Below are 23520 nucleotides of genomic sequence, written 5' to 3'. Positions count from 1 at the left end.
ATGGATTTTCATGACCTCCGGCGTCAGCTACTCCTGCCAATCGGCCATCTCGTACAGCGGCCGGATTTCGATCTCGCTCGGTCCCGGCATGGGATTGGGGCAGCGCTTCACCCAGGCCACCGCCTCGTCCATGTCCTTGACTTCCCAAAGCCAGAAACCGGCGACCAGCTCGCGGGTCTCGGCGAAAGGCCCGTCGATGACCCTGCGGCCGGGACCTTCGAACGCAATACGCTTGCCTTTCGAGGAGGGTTTGAGGCCATCGGCGGTGAGAAGGATGCCGGCATTGCGCAGCTCGTCATTGTACCTGCCCATCGCCTCCATCATCGCCATCGTCTCGGGCGTGGGGACAAAGCCCTTTTCGCTGTCTTCGGTCGCCTTCACGAACACCATCACACGCATCGTCTGTCTCCTGTTTTGAGCCGGCCTCATCGGCCTCGCATCGAAACGACGAACGGGGTTTACGGAAATCGACATCGTCCCGCAAATTTCTTCGACGGTTGGGGCGCGCAGGCCGCTTCCGGGCCAGGGATCGAAGTCGGCAATGGTCAAAAGCCGGAAGCGGACACCCGAAGAGAAATGGCTGCGAGCCGCTAGCCCCCCAGGCCTGGCTCGGCAGGTCGCGATACATACTCGGGAAACTCCGCGGCGCCTCGGCTCAGGGCCTTCACCATGAGAAGGCCGTCATCAAAGAAGCCGTTTCGAACATAAAACTGGTGCGTGGGTTCCTTGCCAAGCACCATGGCGATACGAAAGACAGCGCATCCAGTCCGCTCGCCCTCCGCCTCGATCCACGCCATCAGCCTGCTGCCCGTGCCAAGGCGGCGCAGCGTCGTGTCGACCACCACATGGTCGGCTTCGATGTACTTCCCGCACCAGAGCTGAATGCCCGTCCAGAAGCCGGAGACACCCACCATCCGATCGCCGACATAGGCCGCGATACAGCGGTAGTTGCCCCGCGCGAGCATGGCCGACAGCCGTTCCCGAAACGCCGCTTCGTCCAGATGCGAGTGGCTCAGCCGGTACACCGGATAGATCGAGAGTATCTCATCGAGCCCATTGAGTTCACGAATAACCACCTCGTCGGCCACGACAGCCCTCCTCCCTGTCGTTCCACTTTGCGGTCGATCCCGGCTGCGGTCCAGTGGGATCATCCAAATCGGGGGATTGAGCCAGTGACCGCTTCGGGACAAAAGCGGGGCGTGGCGATCGGCGCTGACGGCGGAGAAGTTTCACCTGACCAAGTGGCTCCCGGCCGGCAAATCCCGACCACTACTGCGTCTCTCGTTTCCCGTTCAGCTACGCCCGTGCGTCGCTGATCGAGGCGGCATAGGTCACCAGCGGCCGCTTGACGCCGTGGTTGATCAGCATGCGCCGTGTCTGCGGCGAGGCGCCCGATATGATGAAGCGGACACCGGCGCGCCTGGCCTTGTGGGCGGCGCCCTCGATGACATTGGCCGCGGTCGAATCGAGGAACGGCACGGCCGAGCAGTCGAGGATGAAATTCTTGCGCTGGTCGGCGATGCGGTCGAGCACAGTGCCGACAGTCGATGCGGCGCCGAAGAAGAACGCGCCGGAGATGCGGTAGACGACGGTGTCGACGTCGCTTGCCTCGCTGGCATCATAGGCGCTGCCGCTGCTGTCGGCGACATCCTCCTGCACCAGCGGCAAGTCGGCCTCGACCGCGATCGACTTGGCCATGCGGTCGATGAACAGGATCGACCCCAGCACGAAGCCGACGACGATGCCTTCGGTCAAGTCGCGGAAGACGACGAGCAGGAAGGTCACCATCAGCACCAGCGCGTCGCCGCGCGACGCGCGCAGCAGCGTGGCGAAAGCCTGCTTCTCGAACATGTTCCACCGCCAGAACGCCGGCAAGGGCGGCAAGCGGGATGTAGCTGGCTAGCGGCGCGGCCACCAGCATCAGCGCAAGCAGGATGGCGGAGTGGATCATGCCAGAAATCGGTCCATGCGCGCCGGCCCGCACATTGGTCGCCGTGCGGGCGATGGTGCCGGTGGCGCAGATGCCGCCAAACAGGGCCGAGGCGATGTTGGCGAAGCCTTGCGCCACCAGTTCACAGTTGGAACGGTGCCGCCGCCCGGTCATGCCGTCGGCGACTACGGCCGACAGCAGCGATTCGATCGCGCCGAGCAGGGCAAAGGCTATGGCATCCGGCAGCACGTCAATCATCCTGCCCAGGCTCACCGGCGGCAAGGCAGGCATTTGCAGGCTGCGTGGGATGCCGCCGAAGCGGGTGCCTATCGTCTCCGCTGGCAGCGCAAACAGCGCCACCACCAGCGAGGCCAGGCCGATGGCGATGAGCATGGCGGGCCATGTCGGCCGCCAGCGCTTCAGGCCGGCGATGGTGACGATGGTCAACACCGCCACGAAGGTCGCGGCGAGGTTGATGGTGCCGGCCGCCTCACCGATCGCCATCAGCTTCGGCACCAGCGGTCCCGGCTCCTTGCCGGTAAGTTTCAGTCCGAACAGTTCGACGATCTTGTCCTGAAAAGATGATGACGGCGATGCCGGCGGTGAAGCCGACCGTCACTGGATAGGGGATGAACTTGATGTAGGTGCCGAGGCGGAGATAGCCGATGGCGAGCAGGAAAACGCCGGCCATCATGGTCGCCAGCAACAGCCCGTCGACGCCGATCCGGGCCACCGTTGCTGCCACCAGCACGATGAAGGCGCCGGCGGGCCCACCGATCTGGAAGCGGCTGCCGCCGAGCGCCGAAATGATGAAACTGCCGATGATCGAGGTGTAGAGGCCACGCTCCGGCGTCACGCCCGAGGCAATCGCGATCGCCATCGACAGCGGCAACGCGACGATGGCGACGGTCAGGCCGGACATGAAGTCGGCCTTGAACTGCGGCAGATGGTAGCCCTCGCGCCAGACCGTCACCAGCTTTGGCGTGAACAATTCGGAAAATGTCGGCTTTGCCGACCCTTGGGCCGACTTCTGGGCCGACCTCTGGTCCGGTTGATGCACTGCCTGCTGCGCCTGATCCATGGACTGGTTTCCGCTCCAGAAGGCGGCGGGATCGTCGGCAGGACTGTCGGCGGTCGCCGTCGCGACTTTATGCCGGCTCAGCCTTCGGATCCGGCAGCACGACAGGCTTGAGGCGCACGCCCCTGCCGCCGCGCTCGCTGGTCTGGTTCTCGCCGATCAGCTCCACCCCGGCCTCATCGAGAGCCTGGATGACCTTCATCAGCGTATCGACCACGCCCCTGACCACGCCGTCGCTCGCCTCCATCCGCTGGATGGTCGGAAGCGAAACCCCGGCGCGTTCGGCGAGCGACTTCTGATCGATGCCGGCCAGCGCCCTTGCGGCGCGCATCTGCGCGGCAGTGATCATCGGCCGAAATCCCCGTCTGAGTCTGCGGCTATAGCGTATAATACCATCATTGTGATGTTTCAAGCATCAACATGAATGTCTGATACGTAAGCGCCTGTTTGTCCATTTTGTCAGATACTTCCTGGGGACTTCGAGCTAGGGTGTTCCATCTGGGGCAGGGGGTAGCGCGGTTGAATCTTTTCAGGAGCTTCATGACATCGGCATGCGTGCTGTCGGTGGTTCTTTTGCTGGCAGGCTGCGGGCATGGGCTGATCAACCGACTGATTTGATTTCTGCCCGGGGCCGTCAATCTGCAATTTCGCTTTCGTCGTTCAGGCGGCGTCCGCGTCCCCGCTGCAACGCGCGGGCCGCCAACCAGCACAGCATTGCCCAGGCGAAGCCGGCGCACCAGCCGGCCAGCACATCCGACGGCCAGTGGACACCGAGATAGATGCGGCTGACGCCGACCAGCAGCGTCACCAGCACGGCGAGCGACAACACATAGATCTTCGTCACCCTTCCCGGCAGGAAACTCGCCGCCAGCGAGCCGAGCGTCAGATAGGTTACCGCCGACAGCATGGCGTGACCGCTCGGAAAGGACAGCGAAGTTTCGTTGACCAGATGCGAAACGAGTTCGGGCCGCGGCCGGTCGACACCGAGTTTGAGCAGGCTCGACAGCACCTGGCCGCCCGCCACCGCGACGAAGATGAGCAGCGCCGTTGCCGGACGGCGGATCAACAACAGATAGACGATCGTCGCCGCCGTGATCAGCACCAGCACGGCCGAGCTGCCGAGGCTGGTGATATCGCGCATGGCGCCTTCCAGCCAAAGCGGGCCGATCGGCACACCCGGCTGGCCCGGCTGGCGGAAGGCGAGCAGGATTTCGGTGTCGAAGGCGTGCGGCGTGGTGGCCCGCGCCACCTCCATCAACTCCTCGAACCCCCACAGGCAGCCGGCGATGACCAGGCCGGCCAGCAGCACCGGGAATTCGATCCGGTTCAGCAGTGCATTGGCGGCGTTCTTCATCGGCAACTGGCCCGTTACAACCGCCCCTGCAGATAGGGTCCGAGCGTGATCAGCGCCACGGCGGCGATCGCCAGCACGATGCCGGTCGCCTGCAGCGTGTTGACGCGCTCGCCGAAGAACATCAGGGCGACGACATTCACCGAGACCAGCTGGATGACGGCCGAGAGACTGAACGACACCGACATGCCGAATTGGCGGATCAACCGCAGCATGACCAGATTGCCCAGCGAATAGAGCGCCAGCGTCAGCAGGATCTTGCCAAGGCTCGGCGCCATGCCCCACTGCTTGGCCGCCATCGCCGCCAGCAGGAAGATCACCGTCGAAAAGCCAAGCTGCAGCAACCCCGAAAAACTCAACGTCCTGTCCCCTCTCGAAGCGGATCGCGCCGCGTGTATCGCGGACTTGTTTCCGAAGCGCGCCGGGACGTCAAGCGACGTTGATCAAACGAAGGCCTTGGCAACGGCAGGATGGAAGCTCAAAGTGCCGGCATCGCCCAGCCTGTCGATTGAAGGGCGGTCGGGGGCCATGATTCGCATTCTTCAAAACTTGTTGCGACGCTGGAGCGAGCTTTCCCTCGCGCTGCAATTCCTCGTTGCCGGCGGCTTTGGCCTTCTGGCCGTCATGCTGGTGGTGGGCGCCTGGGTGACGACACAGATCCGGGACGGCGTCATTCGCAATTCGGCTGCCACGACGGCGCTCTATGTCGACAGCGTGATTGCGCCGCTGCTGCCCGACCTGCGCAAGAGCCAGGAACTCAGCGATAGCGTCAAACAAGCGCTCGATGAGACGCTCGGCCAGGGCGCGCTCGGCAAGCGCATCGTATCGTTCAGGCTCTGGCGCCGTGACGGCATGGTTCTCTATGCGAAGGAGGCGGGTTTGATCGGCCACCGCTTCGATCTGAGCCCCGGTCTGCGTTCCGCCTTCCAGGGCAATGTCGTCGCCCAGTTCGATACGTTCGACGAGAACGAAAGCCAGGCGGAGGCGATCGGCTTGCCGTTGCTCGAGATCTACAATCCCGTGCGCGAGCCGTGGTCCGGCGAAGTGGTGGCCGTCACAGAATTCTATGAGGTCGCCGACGACTTCAAGACCACCCTGGCTTCCGCTCTGCTGTCAAGCTGGCTGATCGTGGCCGGCGCGACCCTGGCGGCATTTGTGCTCCTGTCCGGCATCGTCCTGCGCGGCAGCCGCACCATCGACGACCAGCGCGGGGCGCTGCGCCGCCAGGTGTCGGAGCTGCAGGGCCTGGTTGCGCAAAACAACGCCTTGCGGGTTCGCGTGCAGCGGGCGTCCCGCCGCGCCACCGCGCTCAATGAAAGATACCTGCGCCGCATCGGCGCCGACCTGCATGACGGTCCGGCCCAACTCGTCGCGCTGGCGGCGCTGCGCATGGACAGTCCGGTATTTTCCGGCGATGGCCATTCGAGCGAAAGCCGCTCGACCGAGGTTGCGATGATCCGCAAGACGCTGGAGGATGCGATGCGCGAAATACGCGGCATCTGCACAGGCCTCGTCCTGCCGCAGATCGAGACGGCTGCCACAACGGACATCCTGCGGCTGGCCGTCAACGAACACGAGATGAGGACAGGGACGTCGGTGACACTCACGCTGGCCGGACACTTGCCAGAGCCCGGTGCCTCCGAGAAGATCAGCATCTATCGTTTCGTGCAGGAAGGGTTGAACAATGCCTATCGCCACGGGCGAGGCAAGGATCAGGCGGTGAGTGCGGGGATGAAAGGCAGCAGGCTTTTCGTTGAAGTCTCGGACGGCGGGCCGGGCTTCGATCCGGCACGCGTCGAGGGTCTCGGGCTCGCCGGGCTCAGAGAGCGGGTCGAAAGCATTGGCGGCCAGTTCGAAACCTTGACCGGGCCGCACGGCACGCGATTGGTGATCCGCCTATCGGTCGAGGAGCAAGCATGATCGGCGCCATTCGCATTGCCATTATCGACGACCATCCCCTCTTTCGCGAGGGCGTGACGCGCAGCCTGACGGAAATCGGCGGCTTCGAGATGGTTGGCGAGGGCGCCACGGCGCAGGATGCCGAGCGCATCGTCTCGACCGTACGGCCGGACATTCTGCTGCTCGATATCTCCATGCCGGGCGGCGGTCTGACCGCGGTTGCAAGCATCCTCGCCAGCCATCCCGCCCAGAAGATCGTCATGTTGACCGTTTCGGAGGCCAATGCCGACGTGACCAGGGCCCTGAACGCCGGGGTGCGTGGCTATGTCCTCAAGGGCGTCGGGTCGCGCGCGCTCGCAGACATCCTGCACAGCGTGGCGGCCGGGGAAAGCTATCTTTCGCCGACGCTGTCAGCCCGCCTGCTTTCGGATCTCCAGTCCCTGCAGCCGACCGACGGCATAGTGGACCGGCTGCGGCAACTCACCGAGCGACAGGCAGAAATTCTGCGACTGGTGGCGGAGGGCCTGAGCAACAAGGAAGTTGCCTTGCGGCTGGAGCTGCAGGAGAAGACCGTCAAGCATCACATGACCGGCGTGCTGTCGAAGCTCAATGTGCGAAACCGCACCGAAGCAGCCTTGATGATGCGTGAGTCGCGCGACCGGGACCGGAACCATTCGTAGAGGCTTCGGCCATCCCGAGAGCGGCTCACCGTTTCACGGAAACGCCGAACAGCTCTATCAGGCGCGCTTTAAGTCTTTGTTTTTATGCATGTCGTTGCCTCTACCTCTGGGCGACATACATCAGCCGGAAACCGGGTGACAAAAGAGAGGTCACCTCCGCCGGGGGCGGCGGAGGTGACGTGTGAAGCCGGCCGTTGCCTGTTGGCCAACTTCACAACGCTTTGAGGCGGCTGACATCCGCCGGCGTGGCTCCGCGATCGATGATCGTGCGCCCGAGCGAATCCTCCATCCTGAAACGGCCATTCTCGATCTTTTCCATTATGCCGTCGGGGTGCTGGACCGTGATCGTCTTGCCCTCCACGTCGACCTCGTCACCGGTCTTGGCGTTGACATGGCGACCGTTACCATTTTCGTTCTGCCCCTGGTTGGATTTAGAGTTGCCGCTGGCGGTTCCGCTATTTCCTTTGCCGTTGTTTCCGTTACCGCTGCTATTGCCGCTGTTTCCGTTACCGTTACCGCCGCTATTGCCGCTGTTGCCGTTTCCATTGCCGCCGCTGTTGCCACCGTTTCCGCCACCGCCGCCACCACCATTGCCGCCGCCACCGCCGCCCTTGCCGGCCTGTGCGCTAGCGGCGTGGATTCCAGGAGCGGAGCCGTGGAGGTCAATCTGATAGGGAGCGATGGTCAGCGCCAGCGCGGCCGCCGATTTGAGCGCCAGCCGGCAACAACGGGTCGTGATCGATCTATGCATGGTGATCTCCGTCGATTGAGCTGGCGTGCCACCGTCGACGTTGGAGTTGCACCAGCATCGCCGAAAGAAAAGATACCCGAAAGCCGTATCCGACCGTTGCGCTTGTCACCCAGGACCTTTGCAAGCGCAAGATTGGACTAAAGTCCCAAGCTTGTGCTAATATATGCCTTGTATGGACGGCGGCGACCGCCATCGCCGACTGGAAGCTGGCTTACCTGATGCCGCCGAACATCAAGTCACCTCCGCCGGGGGCGGCGGAGGTGACTTGTCAAGCTGGTCGTTCCCCGGTTGATCTGCTTCACAGGGCCTTCTGCTTCACAAGGCCCGAAGACGACTGATGTCGTTTGCAGTCGCTGGACGTTCGACAATCGTGCGGCCGAGTGCATCTTTCATCTGGAAACGGCCGTTCTCGATCTCTTCCGTGATGCCGTCGGGATGCTCGACCTCGATCTTGTTGCCGTCTATTTCGACCCTGTCGCCGGTTTTCGCATTGACGTGATCTCCATCCTCGTCGTGACCTTTGCCGACCCCAGAATTGCCGGCTGCGCCGTGATCGTCGCCGGCGCCATTGTCTCCGCCAGCGTTTCCGGAGTTACCGTTTCCGCTACTGCTGTTGCCGCTCCCGCCACTCCCGCCGCTGCCGCTTCCGCCGCCACCTCCACCGCCACTGCCATGTCCGCCATCCTTGGCATGCGCGCTTGCGGCAACGATGCCGGGACCAGAGCCGTGGAAAGCGAGTTGACAAGGGGCGATGGCCAGCGCCAGTGCCGAGGTCGCCCTCAGCGCCAGCCAGCAACAGCGGGTCGCGATCGATCTGCGCATCCTGGTCTCCTCTTCGATCAGGCAGGCGGATTTCAGGCAGGCGGATTTCACCGCCGGCGTTTTCGCAAGGGACCCACCATCGCCGACATGGCGGCCTCGCGTAACCGGTCCACGACCGATGCGGTGTCGCCAAGGGACCTTTGCCGGGCCTGACAAGGGACCTTTGTCCCAATGCTACTTGCTGCTCGCAGAGTGCTTAGCGACGTCTCAGAATGCTGTCGCGGCTGAAAGGCTTTTGATGTCACGAAAATGTGACCAGGTGACTATAAGGGGTTGAACAGGCAACACGCTCCAGCCACCCGCAAAGCCAGAGGCAAGCCAGATGACCGAACACCGCTCCCCCGACGCCAAATTCCGCACCAGCCTGCTCGAGGAAAGCGCCGGCCCGGCCACCAATCCCACCGACAACCGCACCATGGGCGAGATCATCGCCGCGCGGTTCTCGCGCCGTGGTTTCCTGAAAGGCTCGCTGGCCGTCTCGGCGATCGCCGCCACCGTCAGCCCGCTGGCGCTGGTCAGCGCCGACCAGGCCCGGGCCGCCGAAGGCTCCGCCTTCGCGTTCGACGAGCTGGAGGCCGGCATCGACGACAAGCACCATGTCGCGCCGGGCTACGATGCCGATGTGCTGTTGCGCTGGGGCGATCCGCTGTTTGCCGATTCGCCGGAGTTCGACCCGACGAAGCAGTCGGCGCAGGCGCAGGCGAAACAGTTCGGCTACAACAACGACTATGTCGGCTACATCGCGATCGACGGTTCGGCCGAACACGGCCTGCTGGTCGTCAACCACGAATACACCAACCCGCATCTGATGTTCCCGGGCATCGTCAAGATCGTCGAGAAGGACGGCAAGAAGTCGGCCGACGTCGCACCGCTCAGCAAGGAACAGGTCGATGTCGAGATGGCGGCGCATGGCGGCACCATCGTCGAGATCCGCAAGGACGGCGGCAAATGGCAAGTGGTGTGCGACGGCAAGCTCAACCGCCGCGTTACTTCCAACACCGAAATGGCGCTGTCCGGCCCGGTTGCCGGCCATGACCGCGTCAAGACCAATGCCGACCCGTCCGGCACGAAGGTTTTGGGCACCTTCAACAATTGCGCCGGCGGCGTCACGCCGTGGGGCACCTATGTGATGGCCGAGGAGAACATCCACGGCTATTTCTCCGGCGAATTGCCCGAGGGCCACAAGGAAGCCGCCAACTACAAGCGCCTCGGCATTCCCGAAGGCGCCTATGAATGGGCGGCGCACTATGACCGCTTCGACCTGGCCAAGGAGCCGAACGAGGCCAACCGCTTCGGCTGGATCGTCGAGGTCGATGTCAACGATCCGACCTCGACGCCGAGGAAGCGCACCGCCATGGGCCGCTTCAAGCACGAGGGTGCCGAATCGATCGTCGCCAAGGATGGCCGCGTCGTCTTCTATCTCGGCGATGACGAGCGCTTCGACTATGCCTACAAGTTCGTCACCAGCGGTAAGTTCAATCCCAATGACCTCGCGGCGAACAAGGATCTGCTCGACGACGGCACGCTGCATGTCGCCAAGTTCGCCGAAGACGGCTCCGTCGAATGGCTGCCGATCGTCTTCGGCCAGGGACCGTTGACCGCCGAAAACGGCTTTGCAAGCCAGGCCGACGTGCTGATCGAGACACGACGCGCCGCCGACCTGCTCGGCGCCACCAAGATGGACCGCCCAGAGGACATCCAGCCCAATGCCGTCAACGGCAAGGTCTATGTCATGCTGACCAACAATTCGAAGCGCAAGGCAGACCAGGTCGATGCCGCCAACCCGCGCGCCGAAAACGCTTTTGGCCACATCATCGAGATCGCCGAGGATGGCGGCGATTTCACTGCCACCAAGGGCAAGTGGGAAGTGCTTTTGAAATGTGGCGATCCGGCGGTTGCCGATGTCGGCGCCACCTTCTCGACGGCGACGACGGCCAATGGCTGGTTCGGCATGCCCGACAATTGCGCGGTCGATTCAGCCGGACGCCTGTGGGTCGCCACCGACGGCCAGAGCCCAAAGACCACCGGCCGCACCGATGGGCTGTGGGCGGTCGACACCGAAGGCTCGGCGCGGGCAACCTCGAAACTGTTCTTCCGCGTGCCGATCGGCGCCGAAATGTGTGGCCCGCTGTTCGCCCCTGACGATCAGACCGCCTTTGTCGCCGTCCAGCATCCGGGTGACGGCGGCGAGGACTGGGAAGCGTTCGGCCGCCCGTCCTATATGAGGACCTGTCGACGCGCTGGCCCGACTTCAAGCCCGACATGCCGGTGCGGCCGGCGGTCGTCGCCATCACCAGACAGGGCGGCGGCAAGATCGCGGTTTAATAACAAGCACCGCAATCTCAGGGAGGGGTTTCGGCGAGCCGAAGCCCCTCTTTTTTTGCGTCAATCATTCAAGCCACGGGAAAGATTGGCAATTTACACATGGCGCCCTAGGTCTTTACCAGGAGATTGCCATGCCGAAGTCCGTTTATGACCGTGGCCTGCTCAAACCTGCCGAAGTCGCCACCTTGCAACGTGTGTTCGACGAAGCCTGCCGGCGCCGCGAAGCGCATCCCGAATCGGCCGAGGCTCGCGAACTGGCTCTCACCCTGCTGGCGCTCCACAATGCCGGCATGGTGGAAGAGGACATGCTGATGGAGGCTGTCGGCTTCCGGAGGCTTGAGCCCAAGTCAGCGTGAAGCGCCGGATTGGTCGGAGGTGCCAGCGGAACTGGCAATCCGTTTGGTGATCGCCTTGGCCATGATGCCGGCGTTGGCGAAGCAGCCGCGAATGCTCGGCCGCATGCCGGTGAACCACAGGCCGGGCAATTTTGGATCGGCTTGCCCGCCGTTGAAGAGCGGAACGCCCTTTTTGTCGAGGACGCCGAGCTTGCCGACCATGGGCTCCAGGCCGGTGCGGTAGCCTGTCGCGGCAATGACGATGTCGGGATGGATCAGGTTGCCATTGGCAAGGATCACGCCGTCGCGAGCGAATTCCCGTATCGCCGGCACCACAACGATCTTGCCGGCCTTGATGGCGCTGACGGCGCCGTCATCGGCGGCGATCGCGGTATAGTCCGAGGTCAGGCGGCTGGCGCCACCCGAAGGCGCGGGCGGCATGCCGAATTTGGTCAAGTCGCCGAAAACCAGGCGCTGCGCCGCCGCCATCACCGCATCGGCGACCCGCAAGGGCAAGCGCGCTATGAACGGCGAAAGCCGATGCACGGCGATCTTGCCGATCCGCTTGGGCAGCAGCGCGGGGCCGTTGCGGGCCGACAGCCAGATGGCGGCCGTGTTTATGCCGGCCAGATGATTGAGCGTATCGAAGCCCGAATTGCCGGCGCCGACGACCAGCACGTTCTTGCCGGCATAGTCCCGTGCGTCGCCGAAATCCGCCGCGTGGATGATGCGGCCGGCGAAACCCGTCATGCCTTTCCATTCGGGAATGAAGGGTTGCCTGTCGCGGCCGGTGGCGATGACGACATGGCGGGCCAGGCGCAGTCCGGCGCTGGTCAGCAGCGCCCAGTGATCGCCCTTGAAGACGATTTCTTCGACAGCAACGCCAAACTGCACCGGGAGCCGGTTCTCCTCCCTGAAATCATTCATATGGCGGATGACGACAGTCTTATGCGGAAAGGCAGGCGTGCCCTGGGGATAGGCAAGACCGGGCAGAGAAGACAGATCGCGATGGGTGTTGAGATGCAATTGCCGATGCCGCCGGTGCCAGGGCTCGGCCAGGCGGCTTTCCTTTTCCAGGATCGCCGTGGGCACGCCGGCGTTCATCAAGGCATGTGCGACGGCCAGCCCGGCGGCACCGGCGCCGACGACGATCGCCGGCTCGACCGGTTCGTTCGTCACCGGTCTGATGGTCGTTTCAGCCATTCCTTCTTTGATCTCCATTCGACCCTTCCGACGCCACGCTTCCCGTGGTCGCCAAGGGAGGCCGCGGCGGCTCGATCCTGCGGTTGATTTATATATCGCGAATCGAACCCGAATTTCGAGCATGCGCCGTCCGCGATTGCGCACTATATGGCATATGCGCGATATCAGCGGTAATCAGGTCGCGGCAATGTGATTGATTCGAGGCCCTGGGGCTGGCGGGTCTCTGCTATTCCCCCACGTGCATGCCCGAAATCGAGTCGATTTCCGGGGTCATGCGCAGAATCAAAGTGTTACAGCACCTTTGCGCGTCCTGGGCGCGGCGCTGTAGGCGGCTCGCGGAATTTCGACCATGCCCTCCTTGCGGATCTATTTCGACAAAATCCTTGAGGACGTCGCGCCAAAGGTGGCGCGGCAGAGGCTGACCCATGTCGAGCGCCTGGCGCTTGTTCGCCGCCATGGTGACTTCTCGCTTGCCTATTCGACCGCCGTGCAAGGCAAGCTTTCCTATTTCGGCGACGCCGACGGCTACATCGCCTTCGGCACCAAGATGGGGCGCCATTTCGTGCTCGGCGATCCCGTGGTGGCTCCAATGCTGCGGCCCGATTACATCAGACGCTTCGTCGAAACCGCCGGCAGCCCGTGGTTCGTGCAGATCGGCGAGGAGACGGCGCGGGTGCTGGCCGGGCTCGGCTACAAGATCAATCGCCTCGGCATCGACACCCGCCTCAACCTGCCCGACCATGATTTTTCCGGAAAGCGCAACGAGACCGTACGCTATTCCGAGCGCTGGCTGTTGAAGAAGGGATTTTGGTTCGACGAGGACAAGCGGACCGTCCATCTCGACGAAATCGCCCGGCTTTCCGAAAACTGGCGCGGCGACCGCATCGTCAAACGCTGGGAGATGGGCTTTCTCAACCGCCCCTTCGCCGACCATCTCGGCACCGACATGCGCCGTTTCGTCCTTCACGGCCCCGATGGCGGACTGGTCGCACTGCTCGACTTCGACCCGCTGTTTCGCGACGGCAAGGTGATCGGCTACACCACGGCGTTCAAGCGCAAGCATATCGACGCCTCGCCGCACGCCGAGATCGGCCTGACCAAATTCGCCGTCGACCGTTTCCGCGAGCAAGGCATCTCGGTAGTCACTCTCGGCCTGTCGCCGATGCTCGATGTGGTCCCGAGCGGGTTTGCCGAAAGCGATTTCTGGCGCAATGCCTTCCAGCGCGCCTACTCTTCGCCATGGGTCAACCGCCGCAGGTTCAACCTGCAAGGCCAGGCGGCGTTCAAGCGCCGCTTCCACGGTGTCGAGGAGCCGGTCTACATAGCCTTTCGCAAAGGGACATATGTGGAGATGCTGGGGCTGCTGCGGCTGGTCAAGGCGATTTGAGATCTGAGATTCGTCAGTTCCTTAGCCGGTAACCTGTCCTGAAGATCCAGGCGACGATCGCTATGCAGGCCAGCAGGAAGACGATCGTCATTCCGAGGCTGACGCCGACCGAGACATCGGACTTGCCGTAAAAGCTCCAGCGGAAGCCGCTGATCAAATAGACGACCGGGTTGAACAGCGTCACCGTGCGCCAGATGCCGGGCAGCATGTTGATCGAATAGAAGCTTCCGCCGAGGAAGGTCAGCGGCGTGATGATCAGTAGCGGCACCAGCTGCAATTGCTCGAAACTCTTCGCCCAGATGCCGATGATGAAACCGAACAGGCTGAAGGTCACCGCCGTCAGCACCAGGAAGGCAACCATCCAGAACGGGTGCTGGATGGTCAGCGGGACGAATAGCGAGGCGGTGGCCAGGATGATCAGGCCAAGCAGGATCGACTTGGTCGCCGCACCGCCGACATAGGCGATGACGATCTCCAGATAGGAGACCGGCGCCGACAGGAGCTCGTAGATCGAGCCGACGAATTTCGGGAAGTAGATGGCAAAGGAGGCGTTGGAGATCGACTGCGTCAGCAGCGACAGCATGATCAGCCCCGGCACGATGAAGGCGCCGTAGCTGATGCCGTCGATCTCGGTGATGCGCGAGCCGATGGCCGAGCCGAAGACGACGAAATAGAGCGACGTGGAGATGACCGGCGAGACGATGCTCTGCAGCACGGTGCGGAAGGCACGCGCCATTTCCATCCGGTAGATCGCCCATACCGCACGCAGGTTCATGGCTCTCTCCTCACCAGATTGACGAAGATCTCCTCGAGCGAACTGTTTTGCGTGTCGATGTCGCGGAACTGGATGCCGCCGGCCTCGAGATCGCGGATCAGCGAGGCGATGCCCGGCCGCTCGGCCTGGTTGTCATAGGTGTAGGTCAGCTGCCCGCCATCCAGCGACAGCTCCAGCGCATAGCGCGAGAAGGTATCGGGAATGGCCGTCAGCGGGCTGCGCAGCTCCATCACCAGGCGCTTGCGGCCGAGCTTGCGCATCAGTTCGGCCTTGTTCTCGACCAGGATGATCTCGCCGCGGTTGATGACGCCGACGCGGTCGGCCATCGCTTCGGCTTCCTCGATATAGTGGGTGGTGAGGATGATGGTGACGCCGTCCTCGCGCAGCCGACGCACCATCGCCCACATGTCCTGGCGCAGTTCGACATCGACGCCGGCGGTCGGCTCGTCGAGGAACAGGACGCGCGGCTCATGCGACAGCGCCTTGGCGATCATTAGCCGGCGCTTCATGCCGCCCGAGAGCGTAATCGCCTTGGCGTCCCTCTTTTCCCATAGCGACAGATCGCGCAGCACCTTCTCGACGAAGGCCGGGTTGGCCGGCTTGCCGAACAGGCCACGGCTGTAATTGACAGTCGCCCAGACGCTCTCGAAGGCGTCGATGGTCAGTTCCTGCGGCACCAGGCCGATCAGGCTGCGCGCGGCGCGGTAGTCCCTGTTGATGTCGTGACCGTCGACGGTGACGGTGCCCGACGAACGATTGACGATGCCGCATACGATCGAGATCAACGTCGTCTTGCCGGCGCCGTTGGGGCCGAGCAGCGCGAAGATCTCGCCGCGCTCGATCTCGAGGTTGACTTCCTTGAGCGCGGTGAAGCCGGTGGCGTAGGTCTTGGAGACCCCGGAAATGGACAGGATGGAGGGCATGGCTGAAAACGGCTGCTTGAGGGAGGTCCCCTGATATAGGCTGAATGTCAGTGCGTGCAACCGCAAGTCGACGCCGCTGCTGACAGTTCTCGACAGTCGTCGCAGGCCGGCCAGTGCGGGCCGGCGGCGGTTGCAATCCGACACGGCAGCAGCACGCATGCGTCATCTTGCCCGGGCGCTGCGGCGTTCCGCCTCGCGGCGGGACGCCGCTTTGACCGACAGGCGCGACGGGCTTATTCTTGCCACATTAGAAGCAGCCGGAGCCCACCATGGACCCGCTCATCCTGTCGCGCATGCAATTTGGCGCGAATATTTCGTTCCACATCCTGTTTCCGACGATCACCATTGCGCTTGGCTGGGTGCTGCTGTTCTTCAAGCTCCGCTACAACGCGACAAACGATTCCGCCTGGATGCGTGCCTATTTCACCTGGGTGAAGGTGTTCGCGTTGTCCTTCGCCATGGGCGTGGTGTCGGGCGTCACCATGAGCTTCCAGTTCGGCACCAACTGGCCGGGCTACATGGAAAAGGTCGGCAACATTGCCGGGCCGCTGCTGGCCTACGAGATCCTCACCGCCTTCTTCCTCGAAGCGGCTTTCCTCGGCATCATGCTGTTCGGCTTCCGCCGCGTCTCCAACCGCATCCACACGCTGGCGACGGTGCTGGTGGCAGGCGGCACAACCCTCTCGGCGTTCTGGATCATCGCGCTCAATTCCTGGATGCAGACGCCGGCCGGCTTCGAGATACGCGATGGCGTCGCGCACGCCGTCGACTGGTGGGCGATCGTCTTCAACCCGTCGATGCCCTACCGGCTGGTCCACATGCTGCTCGCCTCCGGCCTGACGGTGTCGTTCCTGATCGCCGGCCTGTCGGCGCTGCGCTATCTCTATGGCGACCGCTCGGAATCGATGTGGAAGGCGCTGCGCACCGGCGTCTTCACCGCGGCGATCCTGATCCCGATCCAGATCTTCACCGGCGACCAGCACGGGCTGAACACGCTGGAGCACCAGCCGCAGAAGATCGCCGCCATGGAGGCCAACTGGAACACCGGCCCCAACGTGCCGCTGGTGCTCTTCGCCCTGCCCGACGAGGCGGCGAAGGAAAACAGGTTCGAGATCGCCATTCCCGACGGCGCCAGCCTGGTGCTGCGGCACCGCACCAGCGGCGTGGTGCCGGGGCTGAACGACTATCCAGGCAACCATCCGCCGGTCTTTCCGATCTTCTGGAGCTTCCGCATCATGGTCGGCACGGGACTGCTGATGCTTGCGGTTTCCTGGTCGGCCGCCTTCTTCCTCAAGCGCCGGCACAGCCTGCCGAGGCCGCTCGCCATGCTGATGGTGCCGATGGCGCTGTCGGGCTGGCTGGCGACGCTGGCCGGCTGGTACACCACCGAGATCGGCCGCCAGCCCTGGCTGGTGACCGGCGTGCTGAAGACCGCCGACGCGGTCGGGCCGGTGGCGGGCAGCCATGTCGCGCTGACGCTCGCCATCTACCTCATCCTCTATGTGCTTTTGCTGATCGCCTATCTCGGCGTGCTGGTGCACCTGGCGCTGAAGGCGGCGAAGGACGGCGATTCATCGCCGCTGCCTGGCGTGATGAACGCAGCCCTGTCGCAGCCGGCGGCCGGCGAGTGAGGAGAAGACAATGACCTTCGACTGGCCAACCCTGCTGCCCCTGATCTTCGCCGGCCTGATGGGCCTCGCCATCCTGATCTACGTCATACTCGACGGCTTCGATCTCGGCATCGGCATCTTGTTCGCCGCCGCCGAAGACACCGAGCGGGACACGATGGTCGCGGCCATCGGTCCGTTCTGGGACGCCAACGAGACCTGGCTGGTGCTGGCCGTCGGCCTGCTCCTGGTCGCCTTCCCGCTGGCGCATGGGGTCATCCTGACCGCGCTCTACATCCCGGTGTTCGTGTTGCTGGTCGGGCTGATCCTGCGCGGCGTCGCCTTCGATTTTCGCGCCAAGGTGCCGAGCGGCAAGAAGCATCGCTGGAACCGTATTTTCTTCCTGGGTTCGGTCATCGCCTCGCTGGCGCAGGGCTATATGCTGGGCGTCTATGTGCTCGGCCTCGATGTCGGCCCGGGCGGCGTGGCGTTCGGCGTGCTGGTGGCGCTCTGCCTTGCCGCGGCTTACGCGGCGATGGGTGCCGCCTGGGTGATCTACAAGACCGAGGGCGATCTGCAGAAGAAGGCCGTGCGCTGGTTGCGCACCGCCCTTGTGCTGACCGCGCTCGGCATGGCCGCGGTGTCGCTGGCAACGCCGTTCGCCAGCCCGCGCATCTTCGACAAATGGTTCGTCTTTCCCGCGATGCTCTATCTGTCGCCGCTGCCGATCCTGTCGGCACTGTTGTTCCTGTGGCTGTGGCGGCAGACCTTTCATCTGCCCAGGCCCGACGACCGCCATTCGCTGACGCCGTTCCTGACGCTGGCCGCCATCTTCGCGCTCGGCTTTGCCGGTCTTGCCTGGTCGTTCTATCCATTCGTGGTGCCCGACAGGCTGACCATCTGGCAGGCGGCCTCTGCGCCGGAAAGCCTGGCCATCATCCTGGCCGGTACGGTGGTCGTGCTGCCTGTCATCATCTTCTATTCGTTCTATGCCTACCGGGTGTTCGGCGGCAAGGCGACGGATTTGACCTACGACTGACGGCCCTTACCGGTCGCCAGTGGCCTTCCTGCAGATCAAGCAGGCGCGGTGCTTCAGATCAGGCCTGAGTCGCGTGCCGCAGCCGTGGCTTCGCCACGGGAGATGGCGTCCAGTTTTCCCAGAACCGCCGAGACGTGGTGGTCGACCGTCTTCGGCGAAATGGCGAGGTGGTCGGCAATCCGCTTGTTGGAGAAGCCGCGCTCGATCAGTTGCAGCACTTCCATCTGGCGCAGGGTCAGCCCGGCGCTGTTTGCGCGCGTGGTGCGGCGCGGTCCCCGCGCGATGTGATTGACACCGTTTCGCCGCATGAGGTCGCGCACGTGCTGGGCGACCGGCCTGGCGCCGAGGTTTTCGAATATCTCGAGCGCCGAGCGCTGCGCCGCCTCATCGCCCTGAACCAGGGCAAGCCCACGTTCGAAGGGAGCGTCCATCGCGGCCCACAAATCCGCCGCCCCTTGCCAGTCGCCTTCCAGAAGCATCCGGTAGGGCGCGGCCATGCCCGACGTGTCGCCTGGGCCGATCGCCGGCACCAGCAAACGCCGCCAGCTGGCCAGTTCGGCAAAGACCGCAGGCTTCGGTGAAAGGCTTTCGGCAAGGTCTATCAGCCGCAGCGCCTCGTCCTCTTCCGCCTCGCCCAGCCATGCCTGTTCGGCGACGACCGCCGCATAGGGCAGCAGCCTCTGCAGCTCAGCACCCTTTTCGAGAAACCGCTTCATTTCCGCCAGAAGCGGCTCGGCTGAAGGATCGCCGCGGCGCAGGCGCAATTTCGCCAGAGCCACCAAGGCGGGATAGCGCACCAACGCGGCTGCATGGTCGTTGGTGACGACTTCCAGCGCTTCGGCAGCCGCCTCGTCCCATCGTCCGTAACGCAGCAGCAACTGCGCCCGCACGCCGCGCATGTAGTCACGCCAGGTCGCCAGGTCGTTCTCGACGCAATAGTCGATGCCGCGATCGAGAAAGGACTGAGCCTGGTTGTAGTCCAACTGGTTCATTTCACTGCAGGCGCAATTGGTGAAGGCACGCGCCACGTGTTCCTGGAAATTCTGCTCGAGCGCGATTTCGAGACTGCGGGCAAGGTGCAGCCGCGCGCTGGGCAGGTCCAGCCATTGTTCGGCAGCGCCGACATTGTTGAGCGCGTGGCAGACGATGTCCGGCCGATCCACCTGTTCGGCGAGCCTGATCGCCTTGTCGCCCAACGACAACGTCTCGTCGAGCCTTTCGGCCAGCATCGCCAGCTGCGAGAGATTGGAGTAGGCCATGGCCAGTTCCGGCCCGGCCGGTGCGGTCTCCAGCAACGCGACCGCCTGGGCGCCAAACAGATCGGCGGCCTCACGGTCGCCCATCAGATAGGCGAAACGCGACAGGCATCTGAGACTGTCGCCTTCCTTCAGCGTATTGCCCAGGGCGCGCTGCAGAGCGCGCGCCTGCTGCTGAGCCTCGATGGCCTCGGCGATCCGGCCGATCAGGTGGCATTCGAAGGCATAGTTCTCGTACAGGCCGGCGCGCTCTTCCATGGGCAGGCCGTCAGCCTGTCGCAAGGCGACCTCGTAGTAGCCGGCGGCATCGCGATGCGCGCCGATGCGGGAAGCCTCCCGGGCAGCGACCGGCGCCAGTTCGCGCACCGCCTCCAGATTGTGCGCCTCGACCGCATGGTGCACCAGACGCGCGGTGGCAATGTCGCGCTTTTCGAGCAGCGCTGTCAGGGCGCGCTGGTTGAACTCTCTTCTGTGGCTTGTCGTCAGCATCGCCTCGATGGCGCGGCGGGCGATTTCGTGCCGGAAGGCATAGCCGTCGCCCAGATCGTCCAGCAGCCCATTCGAGACGCATTCCGCAAGCTGGCCAGCGCTGGCCACGCCACACAGGCCCTGCAGGGCCCAAGCGTCGGCCCGTCTTGGGAACACCGACACCGCGTCGAGCATCGAGCGGGCGCCGGCCGACAGGCGTTCGGCGCGCGCGAGCACCGCATCGCGCACGCTGGCCGGCAGCGCTGTTTCATTTTCGGCGCTCAACAGTTCGGTGACGAAAAAGGCGTTGCCGGCTGTGGCCCGGTAGATGGCATCGCCGTCGCGACCGGCCGCATCGGCGAGCGACAGCACCGCTGCCTCGCTCAAAAGCGGCACGTCGATGCGCGCGACGCTGCTCGACGGGATTTCGCCCAGTGCGCGGCGCACGCGCATCTGCCCCTCACTGCGATCGGTACGCGCCGTCACCAGCAGCAGGATATGGGTGTTGGCAATGCGACGGCCGAGAAAGCGGACGAAGTCGAGTGTCGCGTCATCGGCCCAGTGCAGGTCCTCGATCACCAGCAGCGTTACGCCCGTCCTCGCCTCGAAGACATCCAGCGCGTCGGAAAACAGCGGCAGCCGCTGTCCCTGCCGGGCGTCGACCGCCTGCGGCATTGCCCATTGCGCGTCGCGCGCAAGATCGTAGAGCGGCCCGAGCGGATCGGGGATCGACAGGTCCTCGCAAGCGCTGCGGAAGATGCGCGCCTCCTGGCCGGCACCGCTGACGAAGGCATCGACAAGCGTCGACTTGCCGGCACCCGCCTCGCCCGACAAAGCCGCGACGTGACCACGGCCGCGCGCGGCTTCCGCCAGAAGATTGTCCAGTTGCGCCAGCTGTGGCTGCCGTTCCAGAAGCATCGTCATTCGCTCATGGTGATCCCGGTTGCCGCCACCCCAGCTCGACCGCCAGGATAGCCCGGGTCGGTATCTGCTTTGTGGCTCGAGCACTGAACGTCGTTAACATGGGGAATCGTCCCGCCAAACATAGGGAAAGGCTCCGATGCGCGTTCTTTGCGAGCGTGATCTTTGTCCAACCGCGCTCAAAATCGAGCGTGAAGCAATGGAAAGGGAAGCCTCCCATGCCCCGTTACCTGATTGAACGTACATTTCCGGATGGCCTCAACGTGCCGATGAACGAAGCCGGCGCCGAGGCGCTGGGCGGCGTCATCATGCGCAACGCGGAGAAAGGCGTGACCTGGGTGCAGTCCTTCGTGTCGCCCGACAAGAAGCACACCTTCTGCGTCTACGACGCGCCCTCGCCGGAGGCGATCCGCAGCACCGCCCAGATGAACTCGCTGCCGGTCGACAAGATCACGGAGGTGAGGGTTCTTGAACCCTACTTTTATCGCTGATGAAGATCCGATCGCTCGAGGCGGCAATGGCGACATGCCGGCCGGTGTCGCGGCCATGGCAAACAGCGGCCGCGCGCCCTCCTTGCCCGGCCGTCTATGGCGGATCGCGTTGGAGCTGCCCGCGCAACTGCTGGGCAAGCGCCGCTTGCCACCGGAAAGCGACCATCTGAGGCACGATATCGGCTTGCCGGAACGGCAGACGCGGCGGGACTGGCGAGACTACGACCGGTGGGATCGCTGAAGACCCCGCAGTCGACCAGACGCCGATGCTGGAGTTTGCGTGGCGCAAGGGACGCACAGGCGCGAGGCGCCCCCCTCTGTCCTGCCGGACATCTCCCCCTCAAGGGGGGAGATTGGCTGTCGCGTTCGCTTTCGCCATTTTCAGACGGCCTCCCCCTTGCGGAGCACCGCACAATCACTGCGGAAAACCGAACACTCCGCTACGTCACCCCGCTTTATCATCCGCCTCTCAGGCAATGGCGCCCCGGCGGTCGCGTCCGCCCCCGCGTCTGTCGACCGGCCGGGGCGCCCAACAAGAGGGAACGACGATGAAATTCATGCTGACCGACCGGAAATTGCACCCCCGGGCCAAACCCGTCGCCGACGATTTCAGGACGGGCGGTATCAACCGCCGCGAATATCTCGCGCTGATGGCCGGCCTTGGCGTCAGCGCCGCCGGCGCGCTGGCGCTCGGCGGCCTCGTCGCCACCCCGGCCCGCGCCGCCGAGCCCAAGCGCGGCGGCACCTTGCGCGTCGCCATGAACGTCAAGGGTTTCAAGGACCCGCGCACCTTCGACGGCGTCGAGATGTCGAACGTCGCCCGCCATTGCAACGAATATCTGGTGCGCTGGAACACCGACTTCTCCTTCGAACCCTGGCTGCTCGAAAGCTGGGAGGCGAGCGACGACGCCAGGACGCTCACGCTGCACGTGCGCAAGGGCATCTCTTGGTCGAACGGCGATGCCTTCAACGCCGACGATGTCGTCCACAACCTCACCCGCTGGTGCGACGCGTCCGTGGCCGGCAATTCGGTCGCCGCGCGCATGGGCGCGCTGGTCAACGCCGACACCAAGAAGCTTGTCGACGGCGGCATCACCAAGGTCGACGACTTCACCATCAAGCTCAACCTGCCCAAACCCGACATCTCGCTGATCGCCGGGATGGCAGACTATCCGGCGCTGATCATGCACCGCTCCTATGAGGGCGACGGCGATCCCCTGAAGGCGCTGGCCATCACCACCGGCCCCTGCGAGCTGGTCAGCTGGGATGCCGAGACCGGTGCCGAGGTGAAGCGCCGGGACAAGCCATGGTGGAAGGGCGAGTTCTGGCTCGACGGCATCAAATGGGTCGACTACGGCTCCGACCCCAATGCCATGCTGTCGGCCTTCGAATCCGGCGAGATCGACACCGACCACGAAACCGCTTCCGATGCCGTCTCGCAGACCGACAAGATGGGGCTGAAGAATTCCGAGATCGCCACCGGCTCGACCATCGTCGCCCGCTTCAATGTCGGCAACGCGCCCTATGACGACGCTAGGGTGCGCCGCGCCGCCCAGCTCGCCGTCGACAATTCGGCCGTGCTGAAGCTCGGCCTCGACGGGCGAGGAAAACCCGCCGACAACCACCATGTCGGGCCCATGCACCCCGAATATGCCGATATCGGCCCGGCCAAGCGTGACCTGGAAGGGTCGAAGAAGCTGCTCGCCGAGGCCGGCAAGGCCGACCACGAATTCGAGCTCATCTCGGTCGATGTCGAATGGCAAAAGAGCACCGGCGACGCCATCGCCGCGCAGATGCGCGAGGCCGGCCTGAAGATCAAGCGCACCGTGCTGCCGGCCGCCACTTTCTGGAACGACTGGAGCAAATACCCCTTCTCCTGCACCGAATGGCTCGGCCGGCCGCTCGGCGTCCAGGTGCTGGCGCTGGCCTACAAATCCGGCGCCGCCTGGAACGAGAGCGCCTACGCCAACAAGGATTTCGACACGCTGCTCGACAAGGCGCTGGCAACGCCCGACGCCAAGGCGCGCAAGGAGATCATGGCCGAGATCGAGCAGAACCTGCGCGACTCCGGCATCATCATCCAGCCCTACTGGCGCTCGGTCTACCGCACCTACCGCAAGGGCATCGAAGGCTGCGAACAGCACCAGGCGCTGGAGCAGCATTTTGAGAAGGTGTGGATCGAGGGGTGAGCCAGGCCGAGAGTGAAGCGCGATCTTCCCTTCTCCCCCTGTGGGAGAAGGTGTCGCCGCAGGCGACGGATGAGCGACTATCCGGAGTGT

At 64.1% G+C, this 23520-nt stretch carries 20 protein-coding genes and 2 pseudogenes; 10 read left to right on the top strand and 12 right to left on the bottom strand.

Translation table 11 applies throughout. The features are described from left to right. Window positions 1–27: 27 nt before the first annotated feature. The 6 genes and pseudogenes from AC07FD_RS26740 to AC07FD_RS26715 all read right to left on the bottom strand — a co-directional run bounded on the left by AC07FD_RS26740 (window position 28) and on the right by AC07FD_RS26715 (window position 4718). Window positions 28–399 carry a YciI family protein gene (locus tag AC07FD_RS26740; protein WP_478352281.1) on the bottom strand — a complete coding sequence of 124 codons (372 nt, stop codon included), beginning with the start codon at window positions 397–399 and terminating at the stop codon, window positions 28–30. Window positions 400–590: 191 nt separating this feature from the next. Next, on the bottom strand, window positions 591–1088 hold the full coding sequence (locus AC07FD_RS26735; RefSeq protein WP_478352280.1) for a GNAT family N-acetyltransferase: 498 nt from the start codon (window positions 1086–1088) through the stop codon (window positions 591–593). Between the two features lie 208 nt (window positions 1089–1296). Further along, a pseudogene (locus AC07FD_RS26730) lies at window positions 1297–3011 on the bottom strand (SulP family inorganic anion transporter). Window positions 3012–3078: 67 nt separating this feature from the next. After that, window positions 3079–3357: a helix-turn-helix domain-containing protein gene (locus tag AC07FD_RS26725; protein ID WP_477392663.1), complete on the bottom strand. Its 279-nt coding sequence runs from the start codon at window positions 3355–3357 to the stop codon at window positions 3079–3081. Between the two features lie 285 nt (window positions 3358–3642). Then, window positions 3643–4362 (bottom strand): phosphatase PAP2 family protein, encoded by a 720-nt coding sequence (locus AC07FD_RS26720; RefSeq protein WP_095083840.1) that lies wholly within the window; start codon window positions 4360–4362, stop codon window positions 3643–3645. Between the two features lie 14 nt (window positions 4363–4376). Then, window positions 4377–4718, bottom strand: a complete 342-nt coding sequence (locus tag AC07FD_RS26715; protein ID WP_478352279.1) for a hypothetical protein — start codon at window positions 4716–4718, stop codon at window positions 4377–4379. A gap of 169 nt (window positions 4719–4887) precedes the next feature. On the opposite strand from AC07FD_RS26715, the gene AC07FD_RS26710 reads away from it, so the two are divergent. Further along, window positions 4888–6279, top strand: a complete 1392-nt coding sequence (locus AC07FD_RS26710; RefSeq protein WP_095083842.1) for a sensor histidine kinase — start codon at window positions 4888–4890, stop codon at window positions 6277–6279. After that, the gene (locus AC07FD_RS26705; protein ID WP_095083843.1) at window positions 6276–6938 is read left to right on the top strand and encodes a response regulator; all 663 of its coding nucleotides are present in this window, start codon (window positions 6276–6278) and stop codon (window positions 6936–6938) included. Before AC07FD_RS26710 ends, AC07FD_RS26705 begins: the two co-directional genes overlap by 4 nt. Before the next feature lie 211 nt (window positions 6939–7149). Here AC07FD_RS26705 and AC07FD_RS26700 read toward each other — a convergent pair whose 3' ends face one another. Continuing rightward, window positions 7150–7689 (bottom strand): hypothetical protein, encoded by a 540-nt coding sequence (locus tag AC07FD_RS26700; RefSeq protein ID WP_478352278.1) that lies wholly within the window; start codon window positions 7687–7689, stop codon window positions 7150–7152. A 315-nt stretch (window positions 7690–8004) separates the two neighbouring features. Then, window positions 8005–8511: a hypothetical protein gene (locus AC07FD_RS26695; protein WP_478352277.1), complete on the bottom strand. Its 507-nt coding sequence runs from the start codon at window positions 8509–8511 to the stop codon at window positions 8005–8007. Between the two features lie 322 nt (window positions 8512–8833). On the opposite strand from AC07FD_RS26695, the pseudogene AC07FD_RS26690 reads away from it, so the two are divergent. Together AC07FD_RS26690 and AC07FD_RS26685 are read left to right on the top strand one after the other, a co-directional pair. Next, a pseudogene (locus tag AC07FD_RS26690) lies at window positions 8834–10836 on the top strand (PhoX family protein). 131 nt (window positions 10837–10967) lie between these two features. Continuing rightward, window positions 10968–11192: a hypothetical protein gene (locus tag AC07FD_RS26685; RefSeq protein ID WP_379094209.1), complete on the top strand. Its 225-nt coding sequence runs from the start codon at window positions 10968–10970 to the stop codon at window positions 11190–11192. Here AC07FD_RS26685 and AC07FD_RS26680 read toward each other — a convergent pair. Beyond that, entirely contained in the window at window positions 11184–12374 is a 1191-nt protein-coding gene (locus AC07FD_RS26680; RefSeq protein ID WP_478352276.1) for a flavin-containing monooxygenase, read from the bottom strand. The genes AC07FD_RS26685 and AC07FD_RS26680 overlap by 9 nt on opposite strands. 349 nt (window positions 12375–12723) lie before the next feature. Here AC07FD_RS26680 and AC07FD_RS26675 point away from each other — a divergent pair, with 349 nt between their 5' ends. Next, window positions 12724–13761, top strand: a complete 1038-nt coding sequence (locus AC07FD_RS26675) for a phosphatidylglycerol lysyltransferase domain-containing protein (RefSeq protein WP_478352275.1) — start codon at window positions 12724–12726, stop codon at window positions 13759–13761. A 13-nt stretch (window positions 13762–13774) separates the two neighbouring features. Here the strand turns inward: AC07FD_RS26675 and AC07FD_RS26670 are convergent, their stop codons facing one another. After that, window positions 13775–14536, bottom strand: a complete 762-nt coding sequence (locus AC07FD_RS26670) for an ABC transporter permease (protein ID WP_477280725.1) — start codon at window positions 14534–14536, stop codon at window positions 13775–13777. Beyond that, window positions 14533–15459: an ABC transporter ATP-binding protein gene (locus AC07FD_RS26665; RefSeq protein ID WP_478352309.1), complete on the bottom strand. Its 927-nt coding sequence runs from the start codon at window positions 15457–15459 to the stop codon at window positions 14533–14535. Before AC07FD_RS26665 ends, AC07FD_RS26670 begins: the two co-directional genes overlap by 4 nt. Before the next feature lie 269 nt (window positions 15460–15728). Here AC07FD_RS26665 and AC07FD_RS26660 point away from each other — a divergent pair, with 269 nt between their 5' ends. Together AC07FD_RS26660 and AC07FD_RS26655 are read left to right on the top strand one after the other, a co-directional pair. Further along, window positions 15729–17090 carry a cytochrome ubiquinol oxidase subunit I gene (locus AC07FD_RS26660; protein WP_478352274.1) on the top strand — a complete coding sequence of 454 codons (1362 nt, stop codon included), beginning with the start codon at window positions 15729–15731 and terminating at the stop codon, window positions 17088–17090. A gap of 10 nt (window positions 17091–17100) precedes the next feature. Further along, the gene (locus AC07FD_RS26655) at window positions 17101–18105 is read left to right on the top strand and encodes a cytochrome d ubiquinol oxidase subunit II (RefSeq protein WP_478352273.1); all 1005 of its coding nucleotides are present in this window, start codon (window positions 17101–17103) and stop codon (window positions 18103–18105) included. Window positions 18106–18158: 53 nt separating this feature from the next. On the opposite strand, the gene AC07FD_RS26650 is transcribed toward AC07FD_RS26655, so the two are convergent. Further along, window positions 18159–20753, bottom strand: a complete 2595-nt coding sequence (locus tag AC07FD_RS26650) for an ATP-binding protein (protein ID WP_478352272.1) — start codon at window positions 20751–20753, stop codon at window positions 18159–18161. A gap of 215 nt (window positions 20754–20968) precedes the next feature. Between AC07FD_RS26650 and AC07FD_RS26645 the strand changes: the two genes are divergently transcribed. From AC07FD_RS26645 to AC07FD_RS26635, 3 genes are all read left to right on the top strand, one after another. After that, window positions 20969–21241 (top strand): DUF4242 domain-containing protein, encoded by a 273-nt coding sequence (locus AC07FD_RS26645; protein WP_478352271.1) that lies wholly within the window; start codon window positions 20969–20971, stop codon window positions 21239–21241. Next, window positions 21219–21482 carry a hypothetical protein gene (locus AC07FD_RS26640; RefSeq protein ID WP_478352270.1) on the top strand — a complete coding sequence of 88 codons (264 nt, stop codon included), beginning with the start codon at window positions 21219–21221 and terminating at the stop codon, window positions 21480–21482. Before AC07FD_RS26645 ends, AC07FD_RS26640 begins: the two co-directional genes overlap by 23 nt. Window positions 21483–21789: 307 nt before the next feature. Then, window positions 21790–23430: an ABC transporter substrate-binding protein gene (locus AC07FD_RS26635; protein ID WP_478352269.1), complete on the top strand. Its 1641-nt coding sequence runs from the start codon at window positions 21790–21792 to the stop codon at window positions 23428–23430. Window positions 23431–23520 lie beyond the last annotated feature (90 nt).

Source organism: Mesorhizobium waitakense, from assembly GCF_056431085.1.
Note: the sequence above shows the minus strand (reverse complement) of the source record. Positions and strands in the feature narration are given on the sequence as shown.

Bases quoted from the DNA above. Each gene is read 5' to 3' on its own strand.
- AC07FD_RS26680 (WP_478352276.1), bottom strand. From the start codon at position 12,374: ATGGCTGAAACGACCATCAGACCGGTGACGAACGAACCGGTCGAGCCG.
- AC07FD_RS26720 (WP_095083840.1), bottom strand. From the start codon at position 4,362: ATGAAGAACGCCGCCAATGCACTGCTGAACCGGATCGAATTCCCGGTG.
- AC07FD_RS26665 (WP_478352309.1), bottom strand. From the start codon at position 15,459: ATGCCCTCCATCCTGTCCATTTCCGGGGTCTCCAAGACCTACGCCACC.
- AC07FD_RS26650 (WP_478352272.1), bottom strand. From the start codon at position 20,753: ATGACGATGCTTCTGGAACGGCAGCCACAGCTGGCGCAACTGGACAAT.
- AC07FD_RS26710 (WP_095083842.1), top strand. From the start codon at position 4,888: ATGATTCGCATTCTTCAAAACTTGTTGCGACGCTGGAGCGAGCTTTCC.
- AC07FD_RS26695 (WP_478352277.1), bottom strand. From the start codon at position 8,511: ATGCGCAGATCGATCGCGACCCGCTGTTGCTGGCTGGCGCTGAGGGCG.
- AC07FD_RS26740 (WP_478352281.1), bottom strand. From the start codon at position 399: ATGCGTGTGATGGTGTTCGTGAAGGCGACCGAAGACAGCGAAAAGGGC.
- AC07FD_RS26685 (WP_379094209.1), top strand. From the start codon at position 10,968: ATGCCGAAGTCCGTTTATGACCGTGGCCTGCTCAAACCTGCCGAAGTC.
- AC07FD_RS26660 (WP_478352274.1), top strand. From the start codon at position 15,729: ATGGACCCGCTCATCCTGTCGCGCATGCAATTTGGCGCGAATATTTCG.
- AC07FD_RS26725 (WP_477392663.1), bottom strand. From the start codon at position 3,357: ATGATCACTGCCGCGCAGATGCGCGCCGCAAGGGCGCTGGCCGGCATC.
- AC07FD_RS26645 (WP_478352271.1), top strand. From the start codon at position 20,969: ATGCCCCGTTACCTGATTGAACGTACATTTCCGGATGGCCTCAACGTG.
- AC07FD_RS26655 (WP_478352273.1), top strand. From the start codon at position 17,101: ATGACCTTCGACTGGCCAACCCTGCTGCCCCTGATCTTCGCCGGCCTG.
- AC07FD_RS26700 (WP_478352278.1), bottom strand. From the start codon at position 7,689: ATGCATAGATCGATCACGACCCGTTGTTGCCGGCTGGCGCTCAAATCG.
- AC07FD_RS26705 (WP_095083843.1), top strand. From the start codon at position 6,276: ATGATCGGCGCCATTCGCATTGCCATTATCGACGACCATCCCCTCTTT.
- AC07FD_RS26675 (WP_478352275.1), top strand. From the start codon at position 12,724: ATGCCCTCCTTGCGGATCTATTTCGACAAAATCCTTGAGGACGTCGCG.
- AC07FD_RS26635 (WP_478352269.1), top strand. From the start codon at position 21,790: ATGAAATTCATGCTGACCGACCGGAAATTGCACCCCCGGGCCAAACCC.
- AC07FD_RS26670 (WP_477280725.1), bottom strand. From the start codon at position 14,536: ATGAACCTGCGTGCGGTATGGGCGATCTACCGGATGGAAATGGCGCGT.